This window comes from Silvimonas amylolytica (assembly GCF_014645555.1).
Classification (GTDB): Bacteria; Pseudomonadota; Gammaproteobacteria; order Burkholderiales; family Chitinibacteraceae; genus Silvimonas; species Silvimonas amylolytica.
This window is the reverse complement of sequence record NZ_BMLY01000004.1, coordinates 356,764-381,528: the sequence shown is the minus strand read 5'-3', so window position 1 is coordinate 381,528 and position 24,765 is coordinate 356,764. Positions and strand designations below refer to the sequence as shown.

Annotated in this window: 16 protein-coding genes and 1 tRNA gene; 13 read left to right on the top strand and 4 right to left on the bottom strand. The window is 58.9% G+C overall.

Features of this window, described 5'->3' with window-relative positions:
- Positions 1-193 precede the first annotated feature (193 nt).
- From glgB to IEX44_RS13985, 7 genes are all read left to right on the top strand, one after another.
- Positions 194-2,374: a 1,4-alpha-glucan branching protein GlgB gene (gene glgB, locus IEX44_RS14015; RefSeq protein ID WP_188694956.1), complete on the top strand. Its 2,181-nt coding sequence runs from the start codon at positions 194-196 to the stop codon at positions 2,372-2,374.
- Positions 2,371-4,428, top strand: a complete 2,058-nt coding sequence (gene glgX, locus IEX44_RS14010) for a glycogen debranching protein GlgX (RefSeq protein WP_188694954.1) — start codon at positions 2,371-2,373, stop codon at positions 4,426-4,428. The genes glgB and glgX overlap by 4 nt, the downstream gene beginning before the upstream one ends.
- Positions 4,429-4,507: 79 nt before the next feature.
- A complete protein-coding gene (locus IEX44_RS14005; protein ID WP_188694951.1) occupies positions 4,508-6,139 on the top strand; it encodes an alpha-D-glucose phosphate-specific phosphoglucomutase in 1,632 nt (543 codons plus the stop codon).
- A gap of 63 nt (positions 6,140-6,202) precedes the next feature.
- Complete coding sequence (gene glgC, locus IEX44_RS14000) at positions 6,203-7,477, top strand: glucose-1-phosphate adenylyltransferase (RefSeq protein ID WP_188694948.1); 1,275 nt, start codon at positions 6,203-6,205, stop codon at positions 7,475-7,477.
- Positions 7,478-7,612: 135 nt separating this feature from the next.
- On the top strand, positions 7,613-9,049 hold the full coding sequence (glgA, locus tag IEX44_RS13995; RefSeq protein WP_188694945.1) for a glycogen synthase GlgA: 1,437 nt from the start codon (positions 7,613-7,615) through the stop codon (positions 9,047-9,049).
- A gap of 23 nt (positions 9,050-9,072) precedes the next feature.
- Positions 9,073-11,520 carry a glycogen/starch/alpha-glucan family phosphorylase gene (gene glgP, locus IEX44_RS13990; protein ID WP_188694942.1) on the top strand — a complete coding sequence of 816 codons (2,448 nt, stop codon included), beginning with the start codon at positions 9,073-9,075 and terminating at the stop codon, positions 11,518-11,520.
- A 103-nt stretch (positions 11,521-11,623) separates the two neighbouring features.
- Positions 11,624-12,196 (top strand): NUDIX domain-containing protein, encoded by a 573-nt coding sequence (locus IEX44_RS13985; RefSeq protein ID WP_188694939.1) that lies wholly within the window; start codon positions 11,624-11,626, stop codon positions 12,194-12,196.
- Positions 12,197-12,259: 63 nt separating this feature from the next.
- Here the strand turns inward: IEX44_RS13985 and IEX44_RS13980 are convergent, their stop codons facing one another.
- From IEX44_RS13980 to mltF, 4 genes are all read right to left on the bottom strand, one after another.
- The gene (locus IEX44_RS13980; RefSeq protein ID WP_188694936.1) at positions 12,260-12,715 is read right to left on the bottom strand and encodes a hypothetical protein; all 456 of its coding nucleotides are present in this window, start codon (positions 12,713-12,715) and stop codon (positions 12,260-12,262) included.
- Positions 12,716-12,896: 181 nt separating this feature from the next.
- Positions 12,897-14,420: a beta-N-acetylhexosaminidase gene (gene nagZ / locus IEX44_RS13975; protein WP_188694934.1), complete on the bottom strand. Its 1,524-nt coding sequence runs from the start codon at positions 14,418-14,420 to the stop codon at positions 12,897-12,899.
- Positions 14,421-14,498: 78 nt separating this feature from the next.
- Positions 14,499-15,887, bottom strand: a complete 1,389-nt coding sequence (gene gltX, locus IEX44_RS13970) for a glutamate--tRNA ligase (RefSeq protein ID WP_188694931.1) — start codon at positions 15,885-15,887, stop codon at positions 14,499-14,501.
- Between the two features lie 150 nt (positions 15,888-16,037).
- A complete protein-coding gene (gene mltF, locus IEX44_RS13965; protein ID WP_188694928.1) occupies positions 16,038-17,561 on the bottom strand; it encodes a membrane-bound lytic murein transglycosylase MltF in 1,524 nt (507 codons plus the stop codon).
- 110 nt (positions 17,562-17,671) lie between these two features.
- Between mltF and IEX44_RS13960 the strand changes: the two genes are divergently transcribed.
- The 6 genes from IEX44_RS13960 (at position 17,672) to IEX44_RS13935 (ending at position 24,763) form a co-directional block, all read left to right on the top strand.
- Positions 17,672-17,761 (top strand) — tRNA-Ser (locus IEX44_RS13960).
- 456 nt (positions 17,762-18,217) lie between these two features.
- Positions 18,218-19,276, top strand: a complete 1,059-nt coding sequence (locus IEX44_RS13955) for a hypothetical protein (RefSeq protein WP_188694925.1) — start codon at positions 18,218-18,220, stop codon at positions 19,274-19,276.
- A gap of 13 nt (positions 19,277-19,289) precedes the next feature.
- Entirely contained in the window at positions 19,290-20,624 is a 1,335-nt protein-coding gene (locus IEX44_RS13950; RefSeq protein WP_188694922.1) for a hypothetical protein, read from the top strand.
- Between the two features lie 23 nt (positions 20,625-20,647).
- Positions 20,648-22,819, top strand: coding sequence for a hypothetical protein (locus tag IEX44_RS13945; RefSeq protein WP_229679138.1), 2,172 nt, complete (start codon positions 20,648-20,650; stop codon positions 22,817-22,819).
- Between the two features lie 14 nt (positions 22,820-22,833).
- Positions 22,834-23,970, top strand: coding sequence for an aminotransferase class I/II-fold pyridoxal phosphate-dependent enzyme (locus tag IEX44_RS13940; RefSeq protein WP_229679136.1), 1,137 nt, complete (start codon positions 22,834-22,836; stop codon positions 23,968-23,970).
- The gene (locus IEX44_RS13935; protein ID WP_188694919.1) at positions 23,963-24,763 is read left to right on the top strand and encodes a GIY-YIG nuclease family protein; all 801 of its coding nucleotides are present in this window, start codon (positions 23,963-23,965) and stop codon (positions 24,761-24,763) included. The genes IEX44_RS13940 and IEX44_RS13935 overlap by 8 nt, the downstream gene beginning before the upstream one ends.
- Positions 24,764-24,765 lie beyond the last annotated feature (2 nt).

The window sequence follows — 24,765 nt, the reverse complement described above, 5'->3', positions numbered from 1 at the left end:
TTGTGAGATATGTCTGGGATATGTCTGAAAACGAATATACAAACTCATCTTGCAATACAGCATGCACGTAACCGTTGGACTATAAATTAACGGCAGCTTCGTTGTGCAGGCCGTTTGCTGCACGTGCACCGCTGCTTATATAGCACGTGAATCAGACAGATTTCCCGACAAAATCCACCAAGAGATCGTGCCCATGTCCTACCTGCTTGACGCTGCAGCCCGCGACGCCCTGTTTGACGGTGATCACACCGACCCCTTTGCCGTACTGGGTCTGCATGACAGCGAAGAGGGGTTGGTGATCCGCACCTTCCAGCCTCAGGCGTCAGCAGTCACGGTCATTGATGCCAATGGGCGCAAGATCCTTTCCCTGCCCTGCACGGACGAACGCGGCTTCTTTGAAGCGCTGGTTCCGCGCCGCAAGAATCGCTTTGCCTACCGACTGCTGGTCACCTGGGCGCACGGTCAGTTTGATCTGGAAGACGCCTATCGCTTTGGCCCCAGCCTTGGGGATATGGATGTCTGGTTACTGGCCGAAGGAACCCATACGCGGCCGTATGAAAAGCTGGGCACGCACCCGACAACCCTGGATGGCGTCGGCGGCGTGGCGTTTGCGGTATGGGCGCCCAATGCGCAGCGTGTCGCACTGGTCGGCGATTTCAACTACTGGGATGGTCGTCGTCACCCAATGCGGTTCCGGCCTGAGTGCGGCGTGTGGGAGTTATTCATGCCCAACGCGCAAATTGGTCAGATGTATAAATACGAAATTCGCGACCAGAACGGCGAGATCTTTCTCAAGTCAGACCCCTACGGTCTGACCATGGAGTTGCGCCCAGGCACGGCCAGCAAAGTGGCGCGTTTGCCCGCCTGGGTAGAACCCAGCGACGAGCGCCGCAAAGCAAATGCGCTGGGCGCACCTGTTTCTGTTTATGAAGTGCATCTGGGCTCCTGGAAGCGCGTCCCTGAAGAGGGTCAGCGCTGGTTAACCTACCGGGAACTGGCCGACCAGCTGATTCCATATGTGGAAGACCTTGGCTTCACCCACATTGAACTGATGCCGGTGAACGAGCACCCGTTTGACGCATCCTGGGGGTATCAGCCGCTGGGCATGTATGCGCCGACTTCACGCTTTGGCACGCCCGATGACTTCCGGCACTTTGTCGATACCGCACACAAAGCCGGCATCGGGATCATCCTTGATTGGGTACCAGGGCATTTTCCGTCCGATGCGCACGGTCTGGCCCGATTTGACGGCACCCATCTGTACGAACACGCCGACCCGCGCGAGGGCTTTCATCAAGACTGGAATACGCTGATCTTCAACTATGGTCGCAATGAGGTCCGCAATTACCTGATCGGCAACGCGCTCTACTGGGTGGAGCGTTATGGCATTGATGGCCTGCGTGTAGATGCCGTGGCCTCCATGTTGTACCGCGATTACAGCCGCAAGGAAGGCGAATGGGTGCCGAACCGCTTTGGCGGCCGTGAGAACCTTGAAGCCATTGAGTTTCTGAAGCGCATGAACGAAACCGTGGGCAGCGTACGCCAGGAAGCCATCACCATTGCGGAAGAATCCACCGCCTTCCCGGCCGTTACCCGTCCGCCCTCCGATGGCGGTCTGGGGTTTCACTACAAGTGGAACATGGGCTGGATGAACGACACGCTGTCATACATGAAGCTGGACCCGGTGCATCGCCAGTATCACCACAACAAGATGACCTTCGGGCTGATGTACGCCTGGCATGAGAACTTTGTGCTGCCGCTCTCGCATGATGAAGTGGTTCACGGCAAGGGCTCGTTGTTGTCGCGTATGCCAGGTGATGCGTGGCAGCAGTTTGCCAACCTGCGCGCGTATTACGCCTTTATGTGGGCGCATCCGGGCAAGAAGCTCTTGTTCATGGGCTGTGAATTTGGCCAGGGCCGGGAGTGGAATCATGAGGCCAGCCTTGACTGGCACTTGCTGGATGTCGACTGGCATCGTGGCGTACAAGCACTGATACGTGATCTGAACCAGGCGTACAAACGCGAAGGCGCGCTGCATGAAAAAGACTTCAGCGAGGATGGCTTTCGCTGGATCAACCCAGACGACAACGTCAATTCGGTCTACCCGTTCATTCGTTACGGCAATACACCGGGCGATGGCATTGTGGTGATCTGCAATTTCACGCCGGTCCCGCGCGAGGGGTATCGCATTGGCGTGCCAGAAGCCGGCCAGTATGCAGAAATCCTTAATACGGACTCGCGTTATTACTGCGGCAGCGATATCGGGAATCCGCCGCAATACACCACAGAAGAAGGCTGTAATGGCCAGCCGCATTCACTGGTGCTCACGCTGCCGCCACTGGCGACCATTTACCTGAAACGGGTGGCACCATGACCCTGCAGGACGGGCGACCGTTCCCCCTGGGTGCCACACTGGGTGACGACGGCATCAACTTCGCGTTGTTTTCAGAAAACGCAACCGGCGTAGAACTCTGTTTGTTTGATGCAAACGGTGTAGAAACCCGCACGCCTCTCCCGGTGTGCGAGAACAACATCTGGCACGGTTTCCTGGCGGGTGGTCACGCCGGTCAGGTTTACGGTTACCGCGTCAGCGGCCGTTATGCGCCACGGGAAGGTCATCGTTTCAACCCGAACAAGCTGTTGCTGGACCCGTACGCCAAAGACGTGATTGGCCATGCGCATGATCACTCCAACTTTCTGGGCGACGATCTGGAGAACCCAGGCCAGCCCGATCCTACCGACAGCCAGGAACTTGCCCCCAAAGCACGCGTGCCGGGCCCGGATCATTACGACTGGGAAGGTGACAAAGCACCCCGCGTACCCTGGGCGCAAACCGTGATTTACGAAGCACATGTACGCGGCATGACCATGCAGCACCCGGATGTCCCGGAAAACCTGCGCGGTACCTACGCCGGGTTTGCGCATCCATCCGTGATCGCGCACCTCAAACGTCTTGGTGTAACGACCATCGAGTTGCTGCCGGTCACGTTGCACGCCGATGAACCCCGTCTGCAGCGGATGAATCTTTCCAATTACTGGGGCTATAACCCATTGGCCTTGATGGCGGTCGAGTCAGCCTACTGGTCTGGTCGCGAAGGTACGACGCCGCTCTCGGAATTTCAGGATCTGGTCAAAGCCCTGCACAAAGCCGGCCTGGAAGTGATCATGGATGTGGTGTTCAACCACACGGCCGAACTGGATGACAAAGGCCCGACACTGTCTCTGCGGGGCATTGATAACGCCAGCTACTACCATCTGGCCAGCGATGGCAGCTATGAGAACTGGACCGGTTGCGGCAACACGCTCAAGCTCAGCCACCCACGCATGTTGCAACTGATGATGGACAGCCTGCGCTACTGGGTCAGTACGTGCCATGTTGATGGCTTTCGCTTTGATCTGGCGCCCGTGCTGGGGCGTGGCCCGGGCGGCGCTTATACGACGTCTGCCGGCCCATTCGCAGCGCTCGCGCAAGACCCGGTGCTGGCCCACGTCAAACTGATTGCAGAACCGTGGGACGTCGGTGGCGGGGGCTATCAACTGGGCCACTTCCCCCCTGGCTGGGCAGAGTGGAATGACCAGTATCGGGATACCTTGCGCCGCTTCTGGTTGCATGACGGGATCAACCGCGGACAACTGGCACAGCGACTGGCTGCATCCAGTGATCTGTTTAGTGTGCCGGGCCGCAGGCCTTGGGCATCCGTCAATCTCATCACCGCGCATGATGGTTTCACGCTGGCCGACCTGACCAGTTACAACCAGAAGCACAACAAAGCCAACGGTGAAAACAACCGTGACGGCCACAACGAGAACTACGCCTGGAACTGCGGCGAAGAAGGCCCCAGTGAGGACGAAGATGTCATTTTGTTGCGCACGCGCTCACGCCGCGCGCTACTGGCCACGCTGATGCTGGCGCAAGGCACGCCGATGCTGCTGGCAGGAGACGAACTGGCGCACACGCAAGGCGGCAATAACAATGCGTATTGCCAGAACAACGCCACCAGCTGGCTCGACTGGGCTCACGCGGACGAGGACATGATCACCTTCGTCGCCAATCTGATCGCCTTGCGCAAGGCTTGCCCCGTTCTGATTAACGGCCAGTGGTGGCAAGATACGCCCTCACCGGATGGCCAGTACGACGTGCAATGGTTGAACCCGTCCGGTGCGGCGCTGAAATCGCACGATTGGGATGACAGTGCGGCGCGGGCAATGATGCTGGCATTAAGAGACGGCATTCTGATTTTGATCAACGGCTCCGCGCACCAACTGGAGTTCCGTTTACCGCTTGGCTGCTGGCGCGTTGAACTGGCCAGTGCCGAGGCAAAAGAATCGGGTTTGCATCAAGGCGAATACCGCGCCTCACCGCGTAGCGTCACCGTCATGATGGCAGACACCGGCCCGGCAAAACCTGCCGACAACACAACACAATGAGCGCGACTGCACCCCTGTGGCATCTGGCCCGACGGGCCGGCCGCAAAAGATCACAGCTCCTTAAGAACGGGTTATCAACATGAGTACGCAAACCATCTCCACCCAGCCCATCGCCGGCCAGAAGCCAGGCACCTCCGGGCTGCGCAAGAAAGTCGGCGTGTTTCAAGAGCCGCATTATCTGGAAAATTTTGTGCAATCGATTTTCGATGCACTGGGCGATGTCAAAGGCAAAACCCTGGCATTGGGTGGTGACGGCCGCTACCACAACCGCGCCGCGGTGCAGGTCATTCTGAAGATGGCCGCAGCCAACGGCGTAGGCAAAGTCATGGTCGGCCAGGGCGGCATTTTGTCGACGCCGGGCACCAGTTGCGTGATCCGCAAGCACAAGCTCTCTGGCGGCATCATCCTGTCGGCCTCGCATAACCCGGGTGGCCCGGATGGCGATTTCGGCATCAAGTACAACATTGATAACGGTGGACCGGCCCCCGAGAAAGTCACCGATGCCATCTACGCCAGATCCGGCACCATCACGCAGTATCTGATTTCGGATGCAGCCGACTACGACATTGATACCATCGGCACTGGCACGCTGGATGGCATGACGGTTGAGGTCATTGATCCCGTCGCCGACTACAGCGAACTGATGCAGCAACTGTTCGACTTTGCCGCCATCAAGCAATGGCTGGCATCTGGCCACCGCATCCGTTACGACGCGCTCTCTGCCGTGGGTGGTCCGTACGGCAAACATATTTTTGAAGACTTGCTGGGCACGCCTGAAGGCTCGGTCGTCAATGGCGAACCGCTGGAAGACTTCGGCGGCCACCACCCGGACCCGAACCCGGTCTACGCCACCGACCTGATCGCACATCTGGATGCCGCCAATGCGCCGGATCTGGGTGCGGCATCGGATGGTGACGCCGACCGCAACATGATTGTCGGCCACAAGCTGGTCGTCACCCCATCAGACAGCCTGGCCATCATTGCCGCGCACGCGACGCTCGCCCCCGGTTACAAGCAGGGTATCAGCGGCATTGCGCGATCCATGCCGACTTCGCAAGCTGCAGACGTTGTCGCCAGGGCACTGGGCGTACCGTGCTTTGAAACCCCGACCGGCTGGAAATTCTTCGGCAACTTGCTGGACGCCGGCAAGGCCACGCTGTGTGGTGAAGAAAGCTATGGCACCGGATCTAACCACATCCGCGAAAAAGACGGCATCTGGGCCATTTTGTACTGGCTGAACATTCTGGCCGTCACGGGCAAGAGCGTGAACCAGATCGTGACTGAGCACTGGGCCAAATATGGCCGTCATTTCTACTCGCGCCATGACTACGAAGGTGTCGATACGGATGCCGCCAACAAGCTGATGGACGAGTTGCGCACCAAGCTACCGCAACTGGTGGGCACGCAGCTGGCACACCGCAAGGTCAAACTGGCAGATGACTTTGCCTACCATGATCCGGTCGACGGTTCGACCACGCAAAAGCAAGGTGTGCGCATCATTTTTGAAGATGGCGCCCGCCTCATCTACCGCTTGTCTGGCACCGGTACGGAAGGCGCGACATTGCGGGTCTATCTTGAAAGTTACGAGGCCGATGCGGCGCGCCACGCCACGCCGACCCAGGAGGCGCTGGCAGACCTGATCACCACTTCACGTGACCTGGCCCGCATTGCACCGCTCACCGGCCGGACTGAACCCACAGTCGTGACCTGACAGACAAACCACCAAAGAAGGGGCAGAAAAATGGGCGCTCACCAGAAAACCGTGGAGACCACCATGCAATATCCGATCATGGACAAGATCACGCTGGCCCGGCAACTACCGAACAAATCGGTGGCCCTGGTCCTGGCGGGTGGTCGTGGTTCCCGTTTGAAAGCCCTGACGGATCGCCGTGCAAAACCGGCGGTCCACTTTGGTGGCAAGTTCCGCATTATCGATTTTGCCCTCTCCAACTGCCTGAATTCGGGCATCCGCCGCATTGGTGTGATTACGCAGTACAAGTCGCACAGCCTGTTGCGCCACCTGCAGCGCGGCTGGTCCTTTTTGCGCAACGAGATGAACGAGTTCGTCGACCTCTTGCCCGCACAACAGCGCATTGACGAAGAACACTGGTATCGCGGTACGGCAGACGCGGTTTACCAGAACATGGACATCATTCGGGGTTATCGGCCCGAATACGTCGTGATCCTGGCTGGCGATCACATCTACAAGATGGATTACTCGCGCATGTTGCTTGATCACGTCGAGCAAGGTGGCGAGTGCACGGTGGCGTGTATTGAAGTTCCCCGCGCCGAGGCCACCGCCTTTGGCGTGATCCACATGGATGAATATCGCCGGATCATCGACTTTGTCGAGAAACCGGCCGACCCGCCGCCCATGCCGGGCAAACCGGAATCCGCACTGGCATCGATGGGGATCTACATCTTCAACGCGGCCTACCTGAACCAGATTCTGGAAGAAGACATCCAGGACGATAAATCCAGCCACGATTTCGGCAAAGACCTCATCCCCAAAGCTGTCTCCCAGGGCAAAGCCTTCGCCCACCCCTTTGAGCTTTCCTGCGTTTCTACTGATCCTGAATCCCCACCGTACTGGCGCGACGTCGGTACCGTGGATGCCTACTGGAAAGCCAATCTGGACCTTGCCTCCGTCACACCGGAACTGGATGTGTATGACCGGGACTGGCCGATCTGGAGCCACCAGGAACAACTGCCACCGGCCAAGTTTGTCCAGGACCGCAACGGCAGCCACGGCATGACATTGAACTCACTGGTCTCTGGCGGGTGCATTGTTTCCGGCTCGCTGGTGATCAACTCGGTGTTGTTCTCCCGCGTGCGGGTGCATTCGTTCTGCACCATTGACTCGGCGGTGATCCTGCCTGACGTGATCGTCGGGCGCTCCAGCCGCATCCGGCGCTGTGTTATTGATCGTGCCTGCGTGATTCCGGACGGCCTTGTTGTCGGTGAGAACGCCGAGGAAGACGCCCGGCGCTTTTATCGCAGCGAGGACGGCGTGGTGCTGATCACCCGGGAAATGCTCGCCAAGTTGTAATCCGGCGCGGTTACGCGGCGGTTGGCAAAAGGCGCCGACAGCGCCAGCAGCAGTTTGTCAGCCGCTTTTATCTGCCTGCAATCTGCACGGTGCCCAATACGTTTGCCAATGAGGCAACGCCGGGAGAGATTTGACATGCAAGTGCTGCACGTATGTTCCGAACTGTTTCCGCTGCTCAAAACGGGAGGGCTGGCCGATGTCACCGGTGCGCTGCCGCCCGCGCTCAAACAACTGGGCGCAGACACGCGCGTACTGCTGCCAGGGTTTCCCGCCATTCGCGCGGGGATTGAAGAAGCCGGCGAAGTCGCCGCGCTGGATACCTTTGCCGGCCCTGTCCGTGTGATCTTTGGCCGTGTGCCAGAAAATGGTCTTGAACTGTATGTGATCGACGCGCCCGGTTTGTATGACCGCAGTGGCAACCCTTATCTGGACCCGCATCAGGAACCATACGGTGACAATCACCTGCGTTTTGCCCTGCTGGCATGGGTAGCCGCAGAACTGGCGAGCGGACTGGACCCCTTCTGGCGGCCTCAGATCGTGCATGGACACGACTGGCATGCGGGGCTGGTTCCGGCTTATCTGGCAGCGCGCGGGCGTCCGGCCAAGTCTGTTTTCACGGTGCACAACCTGGCGTATCAAGGCCTGTTCCCGGCCTGGCAATTTGGCGATCTGCGCCTGCCTGGCCATTTTTTCGGGATGCATGGTCTGGAATTTCACGGTCAGATGTCGTTCCTTAAAGCCGGGCTGTTTTATGCGGATCACATCACCACGGTCAGCCCGACCTACGCGCGGGAGATCACCACGCCGGAACAGGGCTGCGGACTGGATGGTCTCTTGCGGGATCGCAGTGGCGCCTTGACCGGCATTCTCAATGGTGTCGATGGCGCGATCTGGAATCCCGCCAGCGATGCGCTGATCCCGGCCACCTACACGGCAGACAAACCGCAGAACAAAACCCGCAACAAGCTGGCACTGCAAGAGCACACCTCGCTGCAGTCCGATGCCGATGCGCCCTTGTTTGTCGTCGTCAGCCGTCTGACTGAACAAAAAGGCCTGCACCTGGTACTGGAATTGCTTCCGGAACTGGTGGCATCCGGCGCGCAATTTGCCTTGCTGGGAAGTGGCGACCAAGGCATGGAACACGCATTTGCCACTGCGGCCCTGCGGGACCCGGGCCAGGTGGCGGTGCAGATTGGCTACGACGAAGCACAGTCGCACCGGTTAATGGCCGCCGCCGATGTCGTGCTGGTGCCCAGCCGTTTCGAGCCTTGCGGGCTCACGCAGTTATATGGGCTCAAATATGGTGCATTGCCGCTGGTTCGCCGCGTGGGCGGGCTGGCCGATACCGTAGTCGATAGCTCACTGGAAAACATGGCCGATGAGCATGCGACGGGGTTTGTGTTCGACGAGTTCTCAGCGCAAGGCATGCGACAAGCCCTGCGCCGGGCGCTGGCGCTATGGGGGCGCCCCAAAGACTGGAAAGCGGTTCGGCAAGTGGCCATGAAGCAAGACTTTGGTTGGGATGCCGCCGCCCGTTCGTATTTCACGCTTTATGAACAATTGCTGGCCTGAACTGCCTGCCTGGGAGATCCACAATGACCGTCACGTTCGTTCATGATTCCCCGAACACCGACGTAGCCTCGCTCAAACGCTCTATCGCCAACAAACTGGTGTTCGCGATCGGTAAAGATCCGATCTCGGCCCAGCCGCGCGACTGGCTCAACGCTTCTTTCCTCGCCGTGCGCGACCGGTTGATTGAACGCTGGATGCGCACCACCCGTGCGCAGTACTCGCAAGACGTCAAACGCGTGTACTACCTCTCAATGGAGTTTTTGATCGGCCGCGCGCTGACCAATGCCCTCCTCGCTCTGGGCCTGTATGACGAGGTCCGCGGGGCGCTGGATGAACTCGGCATGGACTACAACGAACTGGTTGAACTGGAACCCGATGCCGCGCTGGGCAATGGCGGTCTGGGCCGGCTGGCCGCGTGTTTCCTGGATTCGATGGCCACACTGGGCTTACCCGGTTATGGCTATGGCATTCGTTACGACTACGGCATGTTCAAACAACGCATCATCGATGGCAACCAGATCGAGGCACCGGATTACTGGCTGGCCAATGGCTACCCGTGGGAGTTCGAGCGTTTTGAAGTGCAATATCTGGTGCGCTTTGGTGGTCACTTGCAACTGGAAGGTAGCCGTACACGCTGGTTGCAAACACAAGACGTATTCGCTGTCGCGCATGACCAGATCATTCCGGGTTACGACACCACCGCGACCAACACATTGCGCTTGTGGTCAGCGCGTTCATCCAACGAGATCAACCTCTCCAAGTTCAACCAGGGCGATTACTTTGCTGCCGTGGAAGAAAAGAACCTGTCAGAGAACGTCTCTCGCGTACTGTATCCGGATGACTCCACCTATAGCGGCAAGGAATTGCGCCTGCGCCAGGAGTATTTCTTCACCAGCGCCAGCCTGCAGGACATCATCCGCCGCTATCGGCAAACCCACGAGAATTTCACGCGCTTTGCCGAAAAGACGTCCATTCACCTGAACGATACGCACCCGGTCCTGGCCATTCCGGAACTGATGCGCATTTTGATCGACGATTTTGATATCAAGTGGGACGACGCCTGGGCCACCACCCAGAAGGTATTCAGCTACACCAACCATACGTTGATGCAAGAAGCGCTGGAAACCTGGCCGGTTGAACTGATGAACCGCGTCTTGCCGCGCCATATGAAGCTGATTTTTGAAATCAACGAACGCTTCCTTGATGACACGCGCGAACAGCATAAAGACGATGTAGATCTGATCCGCCGCATCTCGCTGATTGATGAATCGGGCGAGCGGCGCGTCCGCATGGCCTGGCTGGCCGTGGTGGCCAGCCACAAGATCAATGGCGTGTCGCAGTTGCACTCAGACTTGATGGTGCAATCCATCTTTGCCGATTTCGCCAAACTCTTCCCCGACCGCTTTTGCAACATGACCAATGGCATTACGCCACGACGCTGGCTGGCCCAGGCCAACCCGGCGCTGGCCGGGGTGATTGATCATTACATTGGTAAAACCTGGCGCGGCAATCTGGATGAGCTGGCCGAACTCAAACAGCACATGGATTTCCCCGCCTTCATCGACGCGGTGGCAGAAGCCAAGTTCGCCAACAAGCAGCGTCTGGCGCAGTACATTGCACGCAAGATGGGCGGTGTGGTTGATCCGCATGCGCTGTTTGATGTGCAGGTGAAACGGATCCACGAATACAAGCGCCAGTTGTTGAACGTATTGCATGTAATCACCCGTTACAACCGCATCATCAAACATCCGGAAAAAGACTGGCAGCCGCGCGTGGTGATCTTTGCCGGCAAAGCGGCCTCGGCCTACAAGATGGCCAAGCTGGTGATCAAGCTCATCAATGACGTGGGCCGCAAGATCAACAACGATCCGGCCATTGGCGACAAGCTCAAGGTCGTGTTCATTCCCAACTACGGCGTGAGCCTGGCCGAGCTGATCATCCCGGCGGCCGATTTGTCTGAGCAGATCTCGCTGGCCGGCACTGAAGCCTCTGGCACTGGCAACATGAAATTCGCGCTGAATGGCGCGCTGACCATGGGCACGCTGGATGGCGCCAACGTCGAGATGCGTGATCATGTCGGGCCGGACAACATCTTCATTTTCGGCAATACAACAGAACAAGTCGAAGCGCTGCGCAAAAAAGGCTACAACCCGCGTGAGTTCTATGATCACGATACCGAGTTGCACGAGGTTCTGAACCTGCTGGCTTCTGGCCACTTCAGCCCGGATGATCCAGAGCGCTACCGCATGGTGTTCGATGTTCTGGTGAACTGGGGCGACCATTACCAGTTACTGGCCGATTACCGTTCATATGTGGATGCCCAGGACAAGGTTGACGCCCTGTATCGCAACAAGGCAGCCTGGCAACGCGCGGCAGTGATGAATATCGCCGGGATGGGGTATTTCTCATCTGACCGGACCATCCGCGAATACGCCGAAGAAATCTGGAACGTGCAACCCGTTAAACTCTGATCTGCCTCACTCATGGCACGGGGCAGCCAGGGCTGCCCCGTTTGCTTTACGTCACATCAATACGTGCATAATGCGCCTTTGCGCCAAACCTGAGCCCAAACCCATGAAAGACGACCAGCATCTGATCGAGACCGGCATTGCCAGCGAACGCGTGTTTGATGGCGCATTGCTTCATATCAACCGCGATACAGTGCGCTTGCCTGATGACAGCACCGCAACGCGCGAGTACATCCAGCATCCAGGCGCGGTGATGGTGATCCCGGTAATGGATGACGGCCGCCTGCTGATGGAGCGCCAGTTCCGCTATCCGTTCAAGCGCGTGTTCCTTGAGTTCCCGGCTGGCAAGCTGGACCCGAACGAAGATCCGTTGACCTGCGGCAAGCGCGAACTGCTGGAAGAGACCGGCTATACCGCCCGCCACTGGCGCAAGCTGGGCGTTTTGCACCCCATTATCAGTTACACCTCTGAAGAGATTCACATCTTCCTGGCGCAAGGTCTGGAGTCTGGCAAGGCGCAACTGGACGAAGGCGAGTTTCTGGAGTTGGTCATCAAGGACCAGGCAGAATTGATCGCCGGGATACTGGACGGCAGTGTGACGGATGGCAAAACCGTCGCTGGCGCGTTCTGGCTGGAACAACTGATCAAGGCGGGCGAACTGCAGGGTGAAGGCCACTAGGCCGCTGCCCCCACAAGGTACAAAAAAAGGCCGGTAAACCCGGCCTTTTTTTCATCCTGCCCTTCAGGCCGACTTGGTGTGGCCCTTGGTCTTGGACTGATGCGTTTTCTTGCTTGAAGTAGCGGCCGGCTTCTTGCCAGACTTCGTGGCATGCCCGGATTTGGCAGCTGGCTTTTTGGTGCTTGCCGGTGCTGCCTTGTGGCTCTTCTTGCTGCTATTGGCTTTGGCCGGCGCAGCGCCCTTCTTGCTGCTGGTGCTCGTCTTGCCCTTGGCAGTCGTGCTTTTGCCAGTGTGCTTGCCAGACTGCTTGCCCGAGGTGGCCTTGTGCTTGCCATGCGCCGAGCTGCTGCTCTTGCCTGCGGCATGGGTAGAGTTAGATGTGCCCGAGTGTGCCGGAGCGTGAGTCTTGCCAGCCGGTGGTGCGGAGGACGGATCATCAAACGGCAGTGGTGCATCTTCTGCGTAAGCAGTCATCGACACCAAGAGTGCGCTCAGGCACAGCGCCAGAATTCGTTTCATACAGATTCCCGAAATCGTTGGGTAAAAGCGCGGCCGCGGCCGGCCCGGTTCCTGGTTGTAACAGGCGTTATGGCTAACGCGCGAATCGCAAAAAAGTTGCAGTATAACGAGGTGATGCGCTGAGCCGAAGTGCGTTCGTCCATATATACAAATGGCATATTGCTCAGGACGCAACCAGACATCAGCCTGCCAGCAAACGTTCGGCGATGGCAGCAAGCGCTGCTGGCCGATTGGCATAAGCGGTCAAGCGGCCCTGTGCGGCGGGCGCCAGATCAAGGTCATACGGTAAACGCCCGGCCACCAGCCACAGTTTTTCTGCCGGCAGTGCCGCAATCAGCGCCTGCTGCGCGGGCTGCAAAATGGCGTTGTAGCTCACCATCACTACTTGCTCTGCGCTCGCGGCCTTTTGCAGTACCCGTGCGCGATCGGCCTCGGTCACCGCCAACGGAACGCGGACTTCTTCAACCGCCAGTCCGGCGGCAGCCAGGGGCGCCGCGAGGGTGTCCGGGCGAGTCTGGACTTCATCAATCTCTGTCCGCTCACGCACTTCCACCGTAATCAACAATACCGGCAGTTGAGGCTGCAGCGGGACAAGCTCTCCTTGCACCGTGACGGCCCGTTGATGGACAGATTGCGACAATGCCAGCGCGGCCGGTTGCGCCAGCAAGGGCGCCGGATCAAGGGGTAGATCACGCCAGGCGACGGGGTGTCGGGATTTGAGCGCCAGAATGCGCGCCAGCGAGGCATCAATACGTGACTCACTCACTTCGCCGCGTACCACCGCATCAGTCAGTGCGTCCAGAAAGCCTTCCTGCCGCGCCTGGGTATGAGAAATCAGCAACACATCGGCACCGGCCTTGAAGGCTGCCACCGCACCCGCCACGGTACCCGGGCCTTTGGCAATGGCGTCCATTTCCAGGCAGTCGGTAAACACCACGCCATTGAATCCAAGTTCATGGCGCAGCAAACCGGTCAGGACCGCATGCGACATCGTTGCGGGGGTCTGCGGGTCTGGTTCAAACGCCGGAAACACCACGTGCGAGGTCATGATGGTATCGACGCCAGCGGCAATCGCTGCGCGGAACGGCGCCAGTTCAACGCGATCAAGGCGGGTACGGTCATGCGGCACGCGTGGCAGGCCCAGGTGCGAATCAACATCCGTATCGCCGTGACCGGGAAAATGCTTGGCCGCAGAAATCATCCCCGCAGCCTGCACACCGCGTAGTGCGGCAAGGCTCCAGGTGGTGACCTCATCAACCGTCTCACCAAATGCACGCACACCAATCACCGGATTGCGACGGTTGTTGTTGACGTCAACATCGGGCACGAAATTGACGGTGAAACCCAAGAGCCGCAATTCTTCATTGGCAAAGCGGGTCAGCGTTTCGCAATCTGCGACCGAACCCGCTGCGCGAAACGCGAGTGCGGACGGGAGCGGTGTGACGCCATTTTCAATCCGGGCCACCATGCCCCCTTCCTGATCCACACCGATCATCAACGGAATATGGCTGTGTTCTGCGTTGATCTCCTGCAAACGCCGAGTCAGCGCAGCAATTTGCGCAGGCTGATCAACATTGCGCCGGAACAGGATGACCCCACCGACCTCTCGCTCACGAAGCATATGTTCGATATGGGCATTGGGTGTCAGGCCGTCAAAGCCCACCATCAAAAGCTGGCCGACTTTTTGTTTGAGCGAAAGGTTCATGGTGTGGGCAACGTGGGACAAAGCGGGGAACGGGATGGAAAAATGGCGTGCGGAGCAAACCGCACGCCATTTCAAAGATCAAGCGGCCAGGCGCTTGAGCACTTCTTCGCGGCCCAGCAGAGCCAGGACCGCGTCGACAGATGGCGTATGCGTGGTACCCAGTACTTTGGCGCGAACCGGCATGCCCACCAGTGGCATCTTCACACCCTGTTCTTTGACGAAGTCCTTGATGAACTGACCCAGCGTCGGTTGATCCCAGGTCGCCAAGGCAGCAGCGCCAGCGGCAAAGGCGGCCAGACGGGTCAGGTCATCTGCCGTCAGGTGTTTTTCAATGACCTCTGCCGACGGGGTTAGCGGGCGGTAGAAGTATTCCGCCTGGTCAGCCATTTCGACCAGTGTTTGCGAACGGTCTTTCAGCAGCGCGCAAACATCGGCGAGCGCCGGACCATGGGTGGTGTCGACGCCCTTCTCTGCCAGGAAACCCGCCACACGGGCAGCCAGCAGCGTGGTATCGGCAACCTTGATATGCTGGGCATTCAGCCACAGCAGCTTTTCGCGATCAAAGCGGCTGGGGCTGGGGCTGACGTCTTTCAGGTCAAACCATTCAACGAATTGTTCCATGGTAAAAAACTCGTCGTCACCGTGGCCCCAACCCAGACGAGCCAGGTAGTTCAACAATGCTTCTGGCAGGAAACCGGCCTGGTCGTAATCCACCACGCTGACGGCATCACGGCGCTTCGAGAGCTTCTGGCCTTGATCGTTATGGATCATGGGCAGGTGACCAAACTGTGGCAGCGTGGCGCCCAGGGCCTTGAAAATGTTGATCTGGCGCGGCGTGTTGTTCACGTGGTCGTCACCACGAATGACGTGGGTGATCTTCATGTCCCAGTCATCCACCACCACGCAGAAATTGTAGGTTGGTGTGCCATCCGGGCGGGCGATGATCAGATCGTCGAGTTCGTGATTGCTGATCTCGATGCGTCCCTTCACCTGATCGTCCCAGGCGACCACGCCGTCAATCGGGTTCATGAAACGCACTACCGGTTTCACATCAGCCGGGACGGCGGGCAGGGTTTTGCCATCCTGCGGACGCCAGCGACGGTCGTAACGCGGCTTCTCGCCACGCGCTTCTTGTTCAGCGCGCATGGCTTCCAGTTCTTCCTTGCTGCAATAGCAGTAGTAGGCGGTGCCAGCAGCCAGCATTTGCTGGATCACTTCTTTGTAGCGATCCATACGCTGCATCTGGTAGAACGGGCCTTCGTCGTAATCCAGATCCACCCAGTGCATACCATCCAGAATGGCTTTCACCGATTCCGGCGTGGAACGCTCAAGGTCGGTGTCTTCGATCCGCAGCACAAAGGTGCCGGCATGCTTGCGGGCATAAGCCCAGGAAAACAGCGCAGTGCGCACCCCACCGATATGCAGCAAACCGGTGGGGCTGGGGGCGAAACGGGTACGGACGGTCACAGTGGGCTCTCAATGAATAATGGCCGGGAAGTGCGTCATTGTACCGGCTAGCGCGCTTGCCGCCAAAAGCGCCCGGCGACGGGCAAACAAAAACCCGGTCTGGTTTACACCAGCCGGGTTTTTGTACGGCATGAAACGCTGCAACACGCGCTATTGATGGGCCATTGCCACCCGCATGGGCGCGGGTTTGACACTGCCTGCCGCCACATTGGCCGGGATAGAAGCCGCAGCCTGCACCGGACGCAACGCGCTATTGATTTCCAGCGGCAGATTGTTCGGGTTACGTACCTCAATCTCGCTGGACAGTGTCGGTTGCGAGTTGCCCATCGGCGGCTCGAACCGCGCCAGAACGTCATAGTAAGTACGCAGGCTTTCCACGAACACCACCGGTTCACCGCCACGGGCGAAGCCGAATTTGGTCTGACCAAAATATTTGGGCAGACGCAGCAGTGGCAGCGTGGATTTCACATCTGCCCAGCTATCAGCGTTCTTGTTCATCTTGCGTGCCAGTTCACGTGCATCCAGCAAGTGCCCAAGGCCGACGTTATATGCAGCCAACGCCATAAAGGTGCGATCCGGCTCAGGAATGGCCTGATCCAGCGAGTCCCGCAGCGTCGCAATATACCGCGCGCCGCCCAGAATACTCTGGTAGGGATTGAGCCGGTCCACACCCAGCCGCTGCGCGGTTTCGGTGGTCAGCATCATGATGCCGCGCACACCCGTGGGCGAGGCGGCCGCCGGATCCCAGTGCGACTCCTGATAAGACAGAGCCGCCACAAGACGCCAGTCCAGCCCGGTTTTCTGCTGGGCTTCATGGAACCACTTGCGGAACGTCGGCAGCACATCTTCACGTTTGTCCAGGAATGCCTGGGCATCCATCTGGTCAACGCGGTTAACGTGGCCGTAGTAACGATCCATCAGTTGACGCAGGGTGCCATCAGCAATGGCCTGACCGAAGAACTTCTGGATCATGTCCCCCAGTTCTTTGTCATTGGCACTGCTGGCCCACGCCAGTTGTTGCGGCTTCCCGAGGGTGTCGGTCATGCCCACTTGCGGGAAGTAGTTCTGTGCCACATCTGCGGCGTGCGAATCCACCAGCGCAAAATCCATGTCGCCGGTTGATACACCCTGAATCAGGGTTTCGCTGTCCTGGTCTTGAACCACCTGCCATGCCAGAGATGGATGCTGCACCTTGAGTTCGGTGAGCGTTGGCACGTATTGCGGCAGGGTCTTGATGATGGCTTCCCCGTTGTAGAGCTTCTGCCAGGCGGCAGCTTCGGTCATGCTGTCGTTGTAAACCAGCACAGGGGAAACCGATTGATAGGATGGCCCGAACGCAAGACCAGGATGCGCACCGTCGGCATGCAGGCCGACAGCAATATGCGCTTCGTTGCGTTGAAGCCTTTGCAGCAGACTCGCGTAGCTATTGTCCACTACAAACCGGATTTTCAGGCCATTGGATTGGGCAAATTTCGTCACCAGGTCGTATTCCAAACCTGCATAGTTGCCTTCGGCATCGATATAGAGCGAAGTCGGCCCATTCTGGACCAGCACAACAAGCTCTTTCGAATCTTTCCATGACATCAGGTGTTGTTGTTGGTCGGAAGCCTTGTCGTTCATGCCTCCACACCCCACCAATGCCACTACGGCCATAGAGATCAACCAGCGTTTCATGCGACTCCAGATCGTTGAGGAACCGGCATTCTGCCAATTTTGTTGTGTCAGCACAAATGTAAAGACTTGGCAGCACCCATGAAACCGGCTAGAATCCGCTTCCTTGCTGCGGAGAGGTGGCAGAGTGGTTGAATGTACCTGACTCGAAATCAGGCGTAGGTGCAAGCCTACCGGGGGTTCGAATCCCCCCCTCTCCGCCAGTGATGCCCTATTTGAAAGGCCGCCCTTAAAGCGGCCTTTTGCATTTGCGCGCTTGTCCTGCTGTCCTGTTACAGCGACGGCGAGATTCTAGCCAGGGGCAGACTTGATCACCCCCAGGCGTGCACAGCATTTTCTTGTCCGGTTCGCTCTGACAGATGCTGATGCGGTTTCTGAACTCCCGGGCTCCCATAACCCGGCGGACCGCTTTCAACCATAGATGCGCTTGCCGCATTGCACCACCCCACAAAACTTACAAACGAAGATATCTTCGCGCCAGCCGCCAGACGGCATATCAGGCTGCGAAGGCCCATTCGCGTCCTGATTTTTCCGTTCCAAATCAAAAACCTTTGTTTTCAAGGCACTGGCCTGCGTTCTTAAAGCTGGCACGTATCGTGCACAGAAGAACACCGTGCGGGGCACGGTCTTCCGCCAATTTCTGTGTAAAGGAGCGGCAAATGCACGATATCGGCACCTCCAGGCCTGGCGGTTGGGGCCCTGGTTACAACGAGTTTGAACAGGAGCTTTCCCCCGAACTGTCCGGCGAGATGGGGCAAGAACTGGAAAGCGGATTCGAGACCGAGTTCGAGAACGAATTTGAGAACGAGTTTGAAAACGAATTCGAAAATGAATTTGAAAACGAGTTCGAAAACGAAGTATCTGGCGAGATGCAAGAACTTGAACTGGCCGCAGAATTACTGGCCGTCAACAACGAACAGGAGATGGAACAGTTCCTGGGCGGCCTGATCAAGTCTGTGGGCCGCGTTGCCACCAACTTTGCCAAGTCCTCTGCGGGCAAAGCCCTGGGCGGCATTCTCAAATCTGCGGCCAAATCCGCCTTGCCCATTGTGGGCAGTGCGCTGGGGAACATGATTGTCCCGGGTGCAGGGGGCATGATTGGGGGCAAGCTGGCCAGCATGGCCGGCAATGCATTGGGCCTGGAACTGGAAGGTCTTTCCAACGAAGACCGTGAGTTTGAAGTCGCTCGCCGCCTGGTGCGTATTGGTCAACATGCCACGCGCCACCTCGCCACCATGCCACCGCACGTACCGCCAGCCAAAGCAGCCAAAGTCGCCTTCCTGAAAGCCGCTCGCCAGGTTGCGCCGGGGCTGTTACCCGCCATGCGCGTGATTGCACGACAAGGTGTCGCCGCGGCACGCCAGGCGGGAACACCCATCTTTGGACCCGCCACCCCAGGCGTTGCGCGACCTCATCGCCGGCATCATCGCGGCCAGAGCTATGCAGGCTACGGCGGTGGAAACAGTTACGGCAATAACAGCGGCTACGGGACTGGCTATGCCAACCCAACGGGTTATGGCGGACAGACTTACGACAATGCGGCCTGGCCGACACAGAGCCAGAGCGGTCCGGCTCAGGCCCAGACAGCGGTCACCAGCGGCTGCCCCAATTGCGGCACACCCGTCCACGGTGGCATCCCGCATGGGGGTTACTGGCGGCGGTCCCGCAATGGCCGAGCCATCATCGTGATGCTGGCTCCCCCGCGCCAGGGCTACTGAAACGAGGCCCGCAATGGATGCATGTACCCAGGCCTTGCGTTTGCTGGAACAAGAAGTGCACGGCATCCGCGCCCGCCTTGATGCGCAGTTGCCCTACGCCTTGCAGATGCCGATGGTGCCTGCGGCCAATGTCAGTGACAAAGCCATGGCCGCGATCGAACAGCATATGCAAGCCGCGCGGCGGCAGTTGCGCCTGCGGATTGCGCACTTCCTGCGCCGTTTGCGGCAAATGCCGCCCACGCCGCGCAACGTCGCCGAAGCCCAGCGCCGCTACGCCCTGCTCAAGTTGTATTTCCATGCGGCGCTGACGCACTTCGAGATTTTTGCCGAAGTACTCACCCAGCGCAGCCAGCATGGCACAGGCGTTTGGCTGTCCGGGCTGGATGTGGCCGCGCAGGATGGGTTGCGGCAACCCGGCGTGCTGCAAAACGTGCCGCCGGTGATCTGCTACGTAGAGCGCGGTCATGGCGGGGCCATCCGGCGGGCACGTACCCGGCTACCGGGCGGCGGCAACAACCCGGTGTCTGTGATCCGCATGCCGCGCGAGCGCATGGTCGGCACGGGGATCGCGGCCTCACTGTTTCATGAGGTCGGACATCAGGCCGCGGCATTGCTTGAACTGGTCAATGCATTCAAGCGGGCGCTCCAGCAACGGTTTGGCGCTGCACAACCTCCACCGGTCTGGCAGGCGTGGGATCGGTGGATCAGTGAGATTCTGGCTGATCTGTGGGCGGTATCGCGGGTGGGCATTGCAGCGACTTGCGGCTTGATGAGCGTAGTCAGCCTGCCACGGGCATTTGTATTGCGGATCAATCTGGACGACCCGCACCCGGCGCCGTGGATACGCGTGAAGCTGTCGCTGGCCATGGGTAACTCGCTGTATCCGCATCCGCAGTGGGCGCGGCTGGCGCAAATCTGGGAGTTGCAATATCCGCGCTGGCAGATGAGCGCCAGCCAGCAGCATGCGTTTGCCGGACTGGATCAGTCGATCAATGAGTTCGTGCGCGTTTTGCTCTCGCTAAGGCCCGCTGCCCTGCATGGTCACAGGCTGGGTGACACGCTGCGACTGGCCGATCGCCATCCGCAGGCTTTGCTCAGGCGCTGGCAAGAGGTGAAAGCCCGTCCACAACAAATGCTGGCCGACACCCCGACCCTGGCCTTCGCCGTACTGGGTCAGGCCCGCTTTAGCGGCTTGCTGCCAGCCAGTCAGGAACTGCAGGTGATCGCCGAGTTGCTGCAACGCTGGGCACTGGCCGGGTACCTGCCATGGCGTGCGGGCAGCAAGGAACTATCCGTGGTGCTGAACCAGCGTAAACCCGTCGCGGCGGCGTCCGCCGCGTTTGCATGAAATGCTCCTGAAGGAGAAAGATGATGGCGCAACCCAAACCCAATTTATTCGAAACTGCAGATTTTCACGATGTCGTGCAGATCGACGTGACACCACGCAGCCCGGGCACATACGACGTCAAGATTCCGGTCCATGCGCTTAAACCCCACTACGCAACCTACGTAAAAATTGAAGCTCAACTTAACCAGCGCAAAGGACAAGCTGACCTCATCCCGGAGAACGACAATGACAGGACGATTCCCGCCGGACATGTAACGCCGGTAAATGGCGAAACTGTTGAGGTCGAGGCAGAAGTCATTATCACGTTTACCTTACCCAAGTTGAAGACGCCCGGGAGAGTGGAGAACGATCAGGAATTGCCATCATCATTTCTGAATCATCGGGAAAAGATGATGAATGCGCTCAACGAAGCACTGCGCATGGTACTTCGTCCAGAGTATATGGAGGTCGCGCCGGGAGACCGCTCCAGCAAAGCGGACCTTATCCAGATGAAGCTCTTTTTTGATCTGGGCATGGCCTTGGCGAATCAACAAACTCCAACTGTTGCCAGCATCAATCTGACGGGTGTCGCCAGGATTCCACAAGATCAGCAAGGTCAACAAACGGGTGAACCAGGCGGTTTCGGCCACAACTTCGACACCCTCGCCGCCAACTCCGGCCCGGCCGCCCCCGGCAAGTACATGCCACACAGCATCAGCCTGCAACGGACAACCCGACCACTGACCGGTGACGTTGCGCTGTGGCTGCTGATCAAACTGAACGCTGACACGCTCAGCTGGGATAACTACGTCCGGCAACTGGATCTGCTGTTTTTCCCCAAGGGTCCCGACCTGTCGATGCCCCAGACCGCCGATCCCGGTGCGCCGCTGTACAACACCACGGCGCAACTTAGCCACCGACGCTTTCTGCCGTTCACAGACACAGAAGCCTACCGGGCACTCAAAGTGGCCACGGAAGCATTCCTGGTCACATGGGGTGGTGTTGCGCCCTGGGCCATAGACAAAGCGGCCATCGCCACGCTGTTGACCGATGACCCTGCCGCTGTGGCGCTGGCCAATGAGCGACTGGGCCTGAATCTTGTATCTCCTGACACGACCAGTCTGACCAAGCAGTATTTCGGGACTGCAAACTCCCCCACGCTGCCTTATCTGCAGCGCGTCGGCCAGGCGTTGCAAGGCACCGATGCCGCCGACGTGATTGCCGGCGCGCTGGAGGATGAGGAAATCAAGCTGGAACAGCAATTCCAGCTGGAAGCCAAAGGTCACCAGCAGCCCGCCATGTGGCTACGCCACTGGAACGACAACATCTCTGCCAAGCTCACGCACCCGCCACTGATCGAACTCATCTGGAGTTACTGGATGGAAGAAATGCAGCTGGTACAGACCATGAATGCGGTCACGCGGCGCTTCCAGAATGTGTCGTCCGGTGCGCATGATCCGCTGGGACAACTAGAACTGGACCCGCTACGGCCGCTCAACAATATGATCTGGGGTTGGGTGCAGGACGAACAACACCGCCTGCCGATCGAACGCCGGGCGCTGGAATACCGGCATCACTATGGTTTCCAGATTTTCGGCAAAGCCGTGCCCAGTGCGCGCCCGGCGGACAACCGCAGCAAGTTCCTTGAAGCCTTTCACACGCTGTTGAATCTGTGCGTGCCGTTCTTCCGGCAAGCTGATGATACGACCGTGGTCCCTGACGGCTTCCCGCTCTTGAACGCCCTGCGTGAGGTGCATCTGATTTTGTCTGAAGGCGCGCATAACCAGTTCCGCGATCTGCCAACCACGGCCCGCGTGGAAATGATGATGCAGCAATGGTTGCTGGCCCGACCGGAATTCCGCGAGTTTCTGCCACGCCGAGCCATGGTGGCGTACCCGGAACCATGGATGCACTCGGTGGAAAGCATGCGCAAGCTGCAAGGCTGGGGCGACACCAATGTGTATCAGTTCTGGCAACTGGCCACCACGGGCGAACAGATTGTGTCGTCAATCCGCTGGGGCGACTGGAACTCGATCAATGACCCGGTCAATGCCGCCAACTGGGCGACGTTCTTCCGGCCGGAGATCCAGACTTATATCCACTCTTACCGCGCCGTCACGGGTATCGATGTCAGCGCAGAACCGGTGGATGTGCAGGTGCCAGGCATTCACTTGCTGCGACGCTTGCAACAGCGCAAGGGAGCCAGCGTGGCGTAGGCCAGGAGCACGCCATGATGATCGACTTCTCTACTGCTTTGTACCTGGGGCTGGTGCATCCGGCGCGACAACTGGGGGATTACCCGGCACTGACCACCGGGACCCCGGCCTCGCTCGCCGTCGCGCCACTAGCCCGGGTTCTGGCGGCACAAGCGGCGGCCTTGCAGGGATGTGAAGCCGGGATGGTGGCCCCTTCCACCTTGCACCTTGCTATTGATGTGTTCGACAAACTGGGGCGCACCCATGCGCTGATCGCCGATGAATCTATCTATCCGATCATGCGCTGGGGGCTGGAACGGGTGATGGGCATGGGGGTCCCGGTGGCATGGTTTCGTCATGCCGATCTGGCCGATCTCTCACGGCAGATCCGCTTGCGCTGGGGCGGGCGGCCCCCTGCCATTATCACCGACGCCACCCGGCGCGAAAGCGCGCCGGTGCAACTGGCGCGTTATCAAAAGCTGGCGCGCAAACACGGCGGCGTGGTGGTGGTCGATCACAGTCAGGTGCTTGGCATTCTGGGTGAACGCCCCTCGCTGCGCACGCCATGGGGACATGGTGGCGGCGGCGCCCTGCGTCATGCCGGGTTGGGGCCAGACGCGCCCGTGTTGCTGCTGGCTTCATGGTCCAAAGCATTCGGTGCGCCGCTGGCCACGCTGTGCGGACCACTGGCGCTGATCAGTGATCTGGCGCGAGAAGGCCCCACGCAGTCGCATTGCAGCAGCGCTAGCGAAGCCGCCCTGCGCGCCGGCCTGAATGCCCTGGCACTGAACCACAAATACGGCACCCGTTTGCGCCAGCGCGTGTGGCAGGCACTACGGCATTTGCAACAGGGTTTGCGACGGCTGGCCCATTCGGCACTGCCAGACTTACGCATCTCGCGTCAGACCCACCCGATGCAACACCTCTGCCTTGCGACCACCGCACGGACTCAGGCGCTACACCGTGGTCTGCGTGAACGTGGTTTCCGTACTGCCCTGTTGCGCCAGCGTGACGGGCGCTATGCCGTCGCCATCATTGTGCGGGCCGACCACGCTGCCGGTGATATCGAGGCGCTACTGCGTAGCATGGTGGCACTGGCGCCACGGTTACCGGCAGTCAGCGACAACGCCGCTGGTGAACGTCTTTTTCTGGAGGAACGCGAGCATGTTTAAAACCGCAGACGGAGAAACCCTGGAACTCGCCCCCTGGCGCTTGCGACGACTATTACGCCTGATCGCCGACGCTCGCCATTACCCGGCCGGGACGCCCCCTCATACGCTCATTACCGACCTGCGCCAGATCATCGCCCGCGCCCGGCGTACCGGTGGCAATCCGCGCATCGGCACTGCGCACTACCAAAGTAAGGGCGCTTGCTGCCAGGCATGCCTGATGGCGCAACAGCGGCGGGATGTCCTGGAGCTGGTGGGGTTGTCGATTGCATCAAGTCCGATGGCGTTCGATACCGGTCTCAATGAATTTGAAACTGAATTGCTTGAAGAGTTTGAGACGGCACCTCGCTCGGCCACGCTGACTTTGGATTGGGCTTGTTACAACAGCCTTGAAAAAACCCTCGAAGCCCTTACTGCGCAAAGCAAAAACGCGGGTATTTACATTATCCGGCGTGGTATCCAGCCCCTTTACGTTGGGAAATCCAGCGACCTCAAAGAGCGGGTTGGATTTCATCTATCCAATGCCAGACGCTACAAAGATACGTCACTCAAAGCATGCATATCCTTCATAAGCAACCCCTATCATCAAGCGGCGGTAGAACATGCGCTGGTACGTGCTCTGCAACGGTACGAGCCATCCAATGTACTCCTGAATGCTCCGTTGACGGTCGGGAAGAAACCGCTGGATATTCGCAATCTCCTGCCGTTCAAAACCTGGCAAACCGCGGAGCTCAAGGCCAAAAAAAATCGCCTGTACAGAGCACCCGGTAGCGAATATGAATTTTGGCAAGGATAACG